9 protein-coding genes are annotated in these 9,422 nt (G+C 72.0%); 8 read left to right on the top strand and 1 reads right to left on the bottom strand.

Translation table 11 applies throughout. From position 1 onward, the window contains the following. The 4 genes from G3I53_RS19830 to G3I53_RS19815 form a co-directional block, all read left to right on the top strand. The coding region (locus tag G3I53_RS19830; protein WP_164438603.1) for an MFS transporter at positions 1-813 on the top strand (813 nt) is incomplete at its 5' end. After that, positions 810-1,862 carry an iron ABC transporter permease gene (locus G3I53_RS19825; protein WP_203592196.1) on the top strand — a complete coding sequence of 351 codons (1,053 nt, stop codon included), beginning with the start codon at positions 810-812 and terminating at the stop codon, positions 1,860-1,862. The genes G3I53_RS19830 and G3I53_RS19825, both read left to right, overlap by 4 nt. Before the next feature lies 1 nt (position 1,863). Then, the gene (locus G3I53_RS19820; protein WP_164336396.1) at positions 1,864-2,655 is read left to right on the top strand and encodes an ABC transporter ATP-binding protein; all 792 of its coding nucleotides are present in this window, start codon (positions 1,864-1,866) and stop codon (positions 2,653-2,655) included. A gap of 13 nt (positions 2,656-2,668) precedes the next feature. Further along, complete coding sequence (locus G3I53_RS19815) at positions 2,669-3,685, top strand: ABC transporter substrate-binding protein (RefSeq protein WP_164336395.1); 1,017 nt, start codon at positions 2,669-2,671, stop codon at positions 3,683-3,685. Between the two features lie 42 nt (positions 3,686-3,727). Here the strand turns inward: G3I53_RS19815 and G3I53_RS19810 are convergent, their stop codons facing one another. After that, on the bottom strand, positions 3,728-4,513 hold the full coding sequence (locus tag G3I53_RS19810; protein ID WP_164336393.1) for a GntR family transcriptional regulator: 786 nt from the start codon (positions 4,511-4,513) through the stop codon (positions 3,728-3,730). A 371-nt stretch (positions 4,514-4,884) separates the two neighbouring features. Here G3I53_RS19810 and G3I53_RS19805 point away from each other — a divergent pair, with 371 nt between their 5' ends. The 4 genes from G3I53_RS19805 to G3I53_RS19790 all read left to right on the top strand — a co-directional run. Continuing rightward, the gene (locus G3I53_RS19805) at positions 4,885-6,162 is read left to right on the top strand and encodes an extracellular solute-binding protein (RefSeq protein ID WP_164336391.1); all 1,278 of its coding nucleotides are present in this window, start codon (positions 4,885-4,887) and stop codon (positions 6,160-6,162) included. An 89-nt stretch (positions 6,163-6,251) separates the two neighbouring features. Beyond that, entirely contained in the window at positions 6,252-7,238 is a 987-nt protein-coding gene (locus tag G3I53_RS19800) for a sugar ABC transporter permease (protein WP_164336389.1), read from the top strand. Beyond that, positions 7,235-8,065 (top strand): carbohydrate ABC transporter permease, encoded by an 831-nt coding sequence (locus tag G3I53_RS19795; RefSeq protein WP_164335533.1) that lies wholly within the window; start codon positions 7,235-7,237, stop codon positions 8,063-8,065. The genes G3I53_RS19800 and G3I53_RS19795 overlap by 4 nt, the downstream gene beginning before the upstream one ends. Before the next feature lie 10 nt (positions 8,066-8,075). Then, positions 8,076-9,422 (top strand): glycoside hydrolase family 3 protein (locus tag G3I53_RS19790; protein WP_164438602.1); only part of this gene is annotated, 1,347 nt, incomplete at its 3' end.

The following is a 9,422-nucleotide window of genomic DNA, read 5'->3' as shown; positions in this document are numbered from 1 at the left end:
ACCCAGTCGATGACCGCGATGCTCGCCGCACCGGCCGTGGCGCTGCCCGCCCTCCTGTGGGGCTGGCAGGGCGACCTCCTCGCCGTGACCGCGGCCTGCCTCCTGCTCGCCGCCGTCCTGTCGGCCCGCGGCCGCCGCGAGGCCGCCGGGCACCCGGCGGGCGGCGCGCCGGGACGGCAGCCGGGCTACCTCGCCTCGTTCCGGTCGCTCGCGGCCGTCCCCGGCGCGGTGCCGCTGCTGCTCGTCTCGCTGCTCCGCACGGCCGTGTTCATGGGCTACCTCGCCTACCTGGCGGCCTACTACGACGAACGGTTCCGGCTCGACCCCGCGCACTTCGCGCTGGTCTGGACGCTCAGCGGCGCCGCGTACTTCGTCAGCAACCTGCTCACCGGGCGGATCACCAACTCCGCCGCACCCCGCGTCGGCACCGAACGGCTGCTGATCCTCGGCCTGTTCGCCGCCCTGGTGTCCGTGGTCGGCTTCTACTTCACCGACCGGCTGCCGCTCGCCCTCGCCGTGACGGCGCTGCACGCGGCGAGCCACGCGGTCGTCGCCGCGTGCGCCGTGAGCCTGCTGGTGCGGCGGTGCGGGCCCCGGCGCGGCACCGCGCTGTCCCTGAACGCCGCCGGCCAGAGCCTCGGCGTCTTCGCGGGAGCGGCCCTGGGCGGCGCGGGCCTCGGACTGGCCGGGAACCCCGGCATCGCGGCCGTGTTCGGCGCCCTCGTCGTCGCCGCCCTCGGCGCCGCCCTCCTCGTGCCCCGCACCCCCGCGCGGGAGCCGGAGGCCGCCCCGCACCGGGAGCGCACACCATGAGGGAACGACTCGCCACCCGGGGCGGGCTCCTGACGGCCGTCGCCGTCCTGGTCACCGCGCTGCTGGTGTCCGTCGTCGTGGCCGTGGGCCTGGGCCCCGCCGTCATCGGCCCCGCCGAGACCGCCCGCCACCTGTGGGCGGCCGTCAGCGGCGGCACCATCACCGCGGACGAGGTGACGACCCACCAGATCATCTGGCAGATCCGCGCCCCGCGGGTCCTGCTGGCCGCCCTCGTCGGGGCCGGACTGAGCGCGGTCGGGGTCGCCGCCCAGGCCCTGGTGCGCAACGCGCTCGCCGACCCCTTCGTCCTCGGCGTCTCCTCGGGGGCGTCCGTCGGCGCCGTCGCCGTCACCGTCGGCGGCGGACTGGCGGTGCTGGGCATCCACGCCGTCTCGGCCGGCGCGTTCCTCGGTGCCCTGACGGCGTCCCTGCTGGTGTACGCGGCCGCCTCGCACCGCGGCACGCTGTCCCCGCTGCGGCTGGTGCTCACCGGAGTGGCCCTGTCGCTCGGCTTCCAGGCCCTCATGAGCCTGATCGTCTACTCCGCGCCCGACAGCGAGGCGACCGGCATGGTCCTGTACTGGACGATGGGCAGCTTCGGCGCCGCGAACTGGGGCGCCCTGCCCGTCGTGGCCCTCGTCGTCCTGCCCGCCCTCGCGGTGCTGCGCCGGCGGGGCCGGACGCTGGACGTGCTGGCGCTCGGCGACGAGACGGCGGCGAGCCTCGGCATCGACCCCGACCGGCACCGCAAGGGCCTCCTCGTCCTTCTCTCGCTGGTGACCGGCGTGATGGTCGCCGTCAGCGGCGCCATCGCCTTCGTCGGACTGGTGCTGCCGCACGTGGTGCGCATGGTCGCCGGGGCCGGCCACACCCGGGTGCTCACCCTCGCGCCGCTCGCCGGGGCCGTGTTCATGGTGTGGGCCGACCTGGTCTCCCGGACGCTCGTCGCCCCCAGGGAGCTGCCGCTCGGCGTGATCACCGCCCTGATCGGCGTGCCCGTCTTCGTCACCCTCATGCGCCGCAGGAGCTACCTGTTCGGAGGCCGCTGACATGGACCTGCGACTCGACGCGCTGTCGGTGGTGACCGACGGCACCAGCCTGGTGCGGGAGCTGACCCTCGACGTGCCCGACGGCCGGGTCGTGGGCCTGGTCGGCCCGAACGGCAGCGGCAAGTCCACCGCCCTGCGGTGCGTCTACCGCGCCCTGCGCCCCACCACCGGCACCGTCCGGCTCGGCGGCGACGACCTGGCCCGGCTGCCGATGCGCCGCAGCGCCCAAACCGTCGCCGCCATGACCCAGGACGGCGCCGTCGACCTGGACTTCACGGTCGAGGAGGTCGTCGCCCTGGGCCGCGCCCCCCACCTGCGCGCCCACCAGGCTCTCGGCGCCCGCGAACGCCGGCTGTGCGAACAGGTCATGGACCGGCTCGACATCCGCCGCCTCGCCCGGCGCGGCGTCCTCACCCTCTCCGGCGGCGAACGCCAACGCGTGCTGCTGGCCCGCGCCCTCGTCCAGGAACCGGAGATCCTCGTCCTGGACGAGCCCACCAACCACCTCGACCTGCGCCACCAGCTGGAGATGCTCACCCTGCTGCGCGGCTCGGGGCTCACCGTCCTCGTCGTGCTTCACGACCTCAACCTCGCGGCGGCGGCCTGCGACCGGATCGGCATGCTCCGCGCCGGGCGCCTGGTCGCGGCCGGGACCCCCGCCGACGTCCTGACCCCCGAGCTGGTCCACGACGTCTTCGGGGTCCGCGCCGACGTCGTCCCGCACCCGCTCACCGGCCACCCGCAGCTGCTGTACGCGCTCGGCCCGGCCCCTGCGTCCACCCCCTCCACCTGAAAGGCACCCACCCATGCGCACCTCCCGCACCCCCCGCCCGGCCCGGCGCCGGGCGGCCGTCGGCTCCGCCGTCGCGGCCGTCCTGCTGCTCAACGCCTGCGGCGCCGACGTCGCACCCGGCACCGGGGGGCCGTCCGGCACGGTCACCGTGAAGCGCTGCGGCGAACCGGTCGAGTACACGGTCCCGCGGCGGGCCGTCGCCTACGAGGGCGGCAGCGCCGACAAGCTGTTCGCCCTCGGCCTGACCGACCACGTGCACGGCTACGTCATGCCGCCCGCCAACCCGCCGGTGAGCGAGTCGCCGTGGGCGTCGGAGTACGCCGAGGTGAAGATGCTCAGCGACGACCTGCTCAACAAGGAGGTCGTCGTCGAGGCCCGCGCCGACCTCGTCGTCGCCGGCTGGAACTCCGGTTTCAAGGACGAGCGGGGCATCACCCCCGAGATCCTGGACGGCCTGGGCATCCAGAGCTTCATGCACACCGAGAGCTGCTTCAACTACCCCGGGCACCCCGAGCGGGCGACTCCCTTCGAAGCGCTCTACACCGACCTCGAACGGCTCGGCAGGATCTTCCGGGTCGAGGACCGGGCCCGGCGCGTGGTGGCCGGCCTGAAGCAGCGCGTCGACGCCGTCGCCGGCCGGGCACCCACCGACGGCCGGCCGCTGCCCGTCTTCCTCTACGACTCCGGCACCGACCAGCCCTTCACCGCGGGCAGCCAGGTGCCGCCGAACGACATCATCCGCATCGCGGGAGCCCGCAACGTCTTCGACGGCCTCGACCAGCGCTGGACCCAGGTCACCTGGGAGGCCGTCGCCCGCTCCGAACCGGAGATCGTCATGATCCTCGACTACGGCGACCGGCCCGCCCAGAAGAAGATCGACTTCCTCCGCAGGTCCCCGCACACCCGGGACCTGCCCGCCGTCCGGAAGAACAACTTCTTCGTCCTCGACTACAACGAGGGCATCAGCGGCCCCCGCAACATCGACGGCCTGGAGAAGTTCGCGGCGTACCTGCGCACGGTCACCGGCTGAGCCGGCCGGGCCGCCCCACGGGACCCGGAGGGCCCCCCGCCGTCACCCCCCGCCCGTCTCCGGCGGGGTCAGGGTCGCCGTGAAGCGGTAGCGCGAACCCCGGTACACCGAGCGGACCCACTCCACCGGGGTGCCGTGCTCGTCGCGGGAGTGGCGCGACAGCAGCAGCATCGGCAGGCCCACGTCCGTACCGAGCAGGCCGGCCTCGCGCGGGGTCGCGGGGGAGGTCTCGATGGTCTCGTCGGCCTCCGCGAGCCGGACGCCGTAGACCTCGTACAGGGTCGTGTACAGGGAGGCGTTGCGGGACAGGTGGCGGCGCAGGTGCGGGAAGCGCCGGGCGGACAGGTGGGTCGCCTCGATGGCCATCGGCTCACCGCCGGCCAGCCGCAGCCGCTCGACGCGCAGCACCCGCTCGCCCCGCTCCACCTCCAGCAGGGCCGCCAGGTCCTCGTCGGCGGGGACATAACCGAGGTCCAGGACCTCGGAGGCGGGCCGGAGTCCCTGCGCCCGCATGTCCTCGGTGTACGACGTCAGCTGCAGGGCCCGGTACACCTTGGGGCGGGCGACGAAGGTGCCCTTGCCCTGGATGCGGTCCAGCCGCCCCTCGCTGACCAGTTCCTGGAGTGCCTTGCGGACGGTGGTGCGGGAGGTGCGGAACTCGACGGCGAGCAGGCGTTCGGCGGGCATCGGGGCGCCGGGGCTGCGCTCGTCGGTCATCCGCTGCAGCCGCTGCTTGATGCGGTAGTACTTCGGGACGCGGCCGACTCGGCCGATGCGGCCGGGCGTGGCCCCCGGGTCGGCCGGGGCGCTGCTGACGTCCGTGCTCATGACCTGCCTTCCGGCTGGGGTGTCCGGCGCGCGGACGGCAGGTGCCGGCCGCGGTGCACGTCGGCGGACGGCCGGGGTCGGCGCCGCACGCTCGGCGGTCCCGTTATAACCGCGCCCCGGCGCTTTGGTCTAGTCCAACTCTCGACACGTCCGCGTTTGGGGGGAGTTCGGTGCCCGGATTGACGTTGCCGTGCCGTTATCGACTGCCGCCCGTCCGACCCTTGACAGGGCCATAGGTCTAGGCCAAGCTCCCCTTGCTGGTCTAAACCATTTAGAGGAAGCCGGGTCCCAGCCCGCCGAGCTGTTGCGCCGTTGTGAGGGTCACCGCCGAGGGCGTGGGTGTGCAAGGCATTCCTGAGGAGGGGTGGCGCGTGAAGCGCAAGCTGATAGCCGCGATCGGAGTCGCGGGCATGCTGTTCTCCGTGGCCGCGTGCGGCGGGAACGACGGTGACGGGGACAAGAAGGCGGGCGCGGACGGCTACGCCGGCCAGACGCTCACGGTGTGGGTGATGGACGGCTCGTCGCCGGACCAGTGGCAGAAGGACCTCACCGCCGAGTTCGAGAAGAAGACCAAGGCGAAGGTCAAGTTCGAGATCCAGCAGTGGAACGGCATCCAGCAGAAGCTGACCACCTCCCTGTCCGAGGAGAACCCGCCGGACGTCTTCGAGATCGGCAACACCCAGACCCCGGCCTACGCCAAGACCGGTGGCCTCGCCGACCTCGGTGACCTCAAGTCCGAGATCGGCGGCGAGTGGACCGAGTCGCTCAACGAGTCGTCCGTCTACGAGGGCAAGCAGTACGCGGCGCCCTGGTACTTCGCCAACCGCGTCGTCCTCTACAACAAGAAGGTCTGGGCGGACGCCGGTCTCAAGGACACCCCCAAGACCCGCGACGAGTTCTACGACGCGCTCAAGACCATCGGTGAGAAGACCGACGCCGAGCCGATCTACCTGCCGGGCCAGAACTGGTACCACTTCGTCGGCCTGGTGATCGGCGAGGGCGGCGAACTGGTCAAGAAGGACGGCGACACGTACGTCTCCAACCTCGACGACCCGAAGGTCGCCGCCGCCGCGGAGACCTACAAGAAGTTCCAGGCGCTGTCCAAGGCGCCCAAGGACAAGGACGAGGCCACCCCGCAGCAGGGCGAGGTCTTCGCCGACGGCAAGGTCGGCGCGTTCATCGGCATGGGCTGGGAAGCGGGCATCGCGACCGAGGCCAACCCGAAGATCGAGAAGGACATCGGCTACTTCACCATCCCCGGTGCCACGGCCGACAAGCCCGAGGGTGTCTTCCTCGGCGGCTCCAACCTCGCCGTCGCCGCGGGCAGCAAGAAGCAGGAACTCGCCAAGGAGTTCCTGAAGATCGCGCTCTCCGACAAGTTCGAGGGCCAGCTGGCCAAGCTCAACGGCGTCATCCCCAACAAGGAGTCGCTGCAGAGCAACCTGGAGGGCAACGCGCCCGCCGAGGCCGCCGCCCCGGCCGCCGCCGTCGGCGGCACCACGCCGCTGATCCCGCAGTGGGCGGCCGTGGAGAACGACCCGAACCCGATCAAGACGTACCTGACGGCCGTCCTGAACGGCAAGACCCCGGCCCAGGCCGCGAAGCAGGTCGAGGGCGAGTTCAACAAGCGCCTGGCGCAGCAGCAGTAGCCGCACAGCGAGCGCACGGAGCGGGCGGGGGCCGGTGACTCGCCGGCCCCCGCCCGGCGTCGAGTATGTCGAGAAGAGAGATCGCGAGCATGACCGTGCAGACCGAACGGCCGCCCTCCGGCCCGGCGGACGTCCGCAAGGCGGACGACGGGGGGCCGGGCAGGCCGACACCGAGAGCGGCGTCGCGCGCCGGCGCGCTCGCCCCGTACCTGTTGCTGCTGCCCGCCTGTGTGGCCTCCGTGCTGCTGCTCGGCTGGCCGCTGCTCAAGGACGTGCTGCTGTCGTTCCAGAACCTCAACATGACGCAGCTGATCCAGCGCGCCACCGAGTGGAACGGAGTCGACAACTACCAGGCGGCGCTCACCAGTGAGGACTTCTGGCGGGTCACCCTTCGCTCGATCCTCTTCACGGCGGTCAACGTCGCCCTGATCATGGTGCTGGGCGCCCTGGTCGGGCTGCTGCTCGCCCGCCTCGGCAAGTGGATGCGGTTCACCCTGCTGCTGGGCCTGGTCCTCGCCTGGGCCATGCCGATCGTGGCCGCCACCACCGTCTACCAGTGGCTGTTCGCACAGCGCTTCGGCGTCGTCAACTGGGTCCTGGACAAGCTCGGCTGGCACTCCATGGCCGACTACAACTGGACCAGCAGCCAGATGTCGACGTTCTTCGTCATCACCCTGCTGATCGTGTGGATGTCCGTCCCGTTCGTGGCGATCAACCTCTACGCGGCGACCACCACCATCCCCAAGGAGCTCTACGAGGCCGCGTCCCTCGACGGCGCCGGCGCCTGGCGGAGCTTCACCACGGTCACCCTGCCGTTCCTGCGGCCGTTCCTCTACGCGACCACGTTCCTGGAGGTCATCTGGGTCTTCAAGGCGTTCGTGCAGGTCTACCTCATCAACAAGGGCGGTCCCGACCGGCTCACCGAGATCCTGCCCGTCTACGCCTTCGTCGAGGGTGTCGGCAACCAGCACTACGGCATGGGCGCGGCGATCGCCGTCCTGACCATCGCGATCCTGCTCGGCCTGACCGCCTACTACCTCCGGATCGTGCTCAAGCAAGAGGAGGACGAGCTGTGAAGCGCTCGCTCTTCGGCCGCCTGTGGCCCAACGTCACGGCCGCCGTCCTGTTCATCGGCTTCGTCTTCCCCGTGTACTGGATGTTCAACACGGCCCTCAAGCCGACCGGCGACATCCTCTCGGAGGACCCGGTCTGGTTCCCGGCCGACCTGACCTTCGAGCACTTCAGCACCGCGATCAACGTCGACCACTTCTGGACCTACGTCACCAACTCGCTGACCGTCACCGTCCTGGCCGTGGTCTTCTCCCTGGTGATCGCGCTGGCCGGCTCCTTCGCCCTCGCGCGGATGCGCTTCAAGGGGCGGCGCGGCTTCATCATCGGATTCATGCTGGCCCAGATGGCGCCCTGGGAAGTCATGATCATCGCGATGTACATGATCGTGCGGGACGCGTCCATGCTGAACAGCCTCGTACCGCTGACGCTCTTCTACATGATGATGATCCTGCCCCTCACCATCCTGACGCTGCGCGGCTTCGTCGCCGCCGTGCCGAAGGAACTGGAGGAGTCGGCGATGGTCGACGGCTGCACCCGCGCCCAGGCGTTCCGCCGGATCATCCTGCCGCTGCTCGCGCCGGGCCTGATGGCCACCTCGCTGTTCGGATTCATCACGGCCTGGAACGAGTTCGCGCTCGTCCTGGTGCTCAACAAGAACCCCGAGGCCCAGACCCTGCCGCTGTGGCTGTCCAGCTTCCAGAGCCAGTTCGGCAACGACTGGGGCGCGACCATGGCCGCCTCGTCGCTCTTCGCCATCCCGATCCTGATCCTCTTCGTCTACCTGCAGCGCAAGGCCGTCAGCGGCCTCACCGCCGGCGCCGTGAAGGGATGACCGCCACCTCATGACGACATTCACCACCGGCACCGACACCCTCACCCGGGACGCGCTCGCCGTCCTGCAGCCGGGCTTCGACGGCACCACCGCGCCCGACTGGGTGCGCCGCCGCCTCGGCGAGGGCCTCGTCTCCGTCGCCCTGTTCGGCCGCAACGTCGCCGGCGCCGAGCAGGTCGCCGCGCTCACCGCCCAGTTGCGGGCCGAGCGGGACGACCTCCTGGTCGCCATCGACGAGGAGAGCGGCGACGTCACCCGGCTGGAGGTCCGCACCGGCTCCTCCTTCCCCGGCAACCACGCCCTCGGCGCGGTCGACGACACCGGCCTCACCCGTGACGTCGCACGCGAACTGGGCCGCCGGCTCGCGGCCTGCGGCGTCAACTTCAACTGGGCGCCGTCCGCCGACGTCAACGCCAACCCCGCCAACCCGGTGATCGGAGTGCGCTCCTTCGGCGGGGACACCGACCTGGTCTCCCGGCACACCGCCGCCTACGTCGAGGGCCTGCAGTCCACCGGCGTAGCCGCCTGCGCCAAGCACTTCCCCGGGCACGGCGACACCAACGTCGACTCGCACCACGCCCTGCCGCACATCGACCTCGACGCCACCACCCTGCACGAGCGGGAGCTGCGGCCGTTCCGGGCGGCCATCGCGGCCGGCACCCGGGCGGTCATGAGCGCCCACATCCGGGTCCCGGTGCTCGACCCGGACCGCCCCGCCACCCTGTCCCGCCGCATCCTCACCGGACTGCTCCGCGAGGAACTCGGCTACCAGGGCCTGATCGTCACCGACGGCATGGAGATGCAGGCCATCTCCGGCACCTACGGGCTGGAACACGGCGTGGTCCTCGCCCTCGCCGCCGGCGCCGACGCGATCTGCGTGGGCGGCGGGCTGTGCGACGAGGACACGGTGCAGCGCCTGCAGGACGCGCTCGTCACCGCCGTCCGGACCGGCGAACTCGCCGAGGAGCGGCTCGCCGACGCCGCCGCCCGGGTCCGCGGCCTGGCCGCGTGGACCACGAGCGTCCGCGACGCACAGGACACCGCGGGCGCGGAGGAGCCGGAGATCGGCCTGCGGGCCGCCCGCCGGGCGGTCACGGTCACCCGCGGCGGGTCCGCCGCGCCGGTCACCGGACCGGTGTACGTGGCCACCTTCAGCCCGACGCCCAACATCGCCGTCGGCGACGAGACGCCGTGGGGGGTCGGCGCGGAGCTGGAACGGCTGCTGCCGGGCACCGCCACGGGCACGTTCACCGGCCCCGACGCCGGCGCGCGGGCGCTGAAGGCGGCGGGCGGGCGGCGGATCGTCGCCGTGGTCCGCGACGAACACCGGCACGCCTGGATGGGCACCGCCCTGGAC

The organism is Streptomyces sp. SID14436 (assembly GCF_010548465.1).
Taxonomy (GTDB): Bacteria; Actinomycetota; Actinomycetes; order Streptomycetales; family Streptomycetaceae; genus Streptomyces.
The sequence above is the reverse complement of the archived record's forward strand: the minus strand, read 5'-3'. Positions and strand labels throughout refer to the sequence as shown.

What these genes read in the sequence shown, in the direction of transcription:
- G3I53_RS19800 (WP_164336389.1), top strand. Translation starts at nt 6,252, where the DNA reads ATGACCGTGCAGACCGAACGGCCGCCCTCCGGCCCGGCGGACGTCCGC.
- G3I53_RS19815 (WP_164336395.1), top strand. Translation starts at nt 2,669, where the DNA reads ATGCGCACCTCCCGCACCCCCCGCCCGGCCCGGCGCCGGGCGGCCGTC.
- G3I53_RS19810 (WP_164336393.1), bottom strand. Translation starts at nt 4,513, where the DNA reads ATGAGCACGGACGTCAGCAGCGCCCCGGCCGACCCGGGGGCCACGCCC.
- G3I53_RS19825 (WP_203592196.1), top strand. Translation starts at nt 810, where the DNA reads ATGAGGGAACGACTCGCCACCCGGGGCGGGCTCCTGACGGCCGTCGCC.
- G3I53_RS19820 (WP_164336396.1), top strand. Translation starts at nt 1,864, where the DNA reads ATGGACCTGCGACTCGACGCGCTGTCGGTGGTGACCGACGGCACCAGC.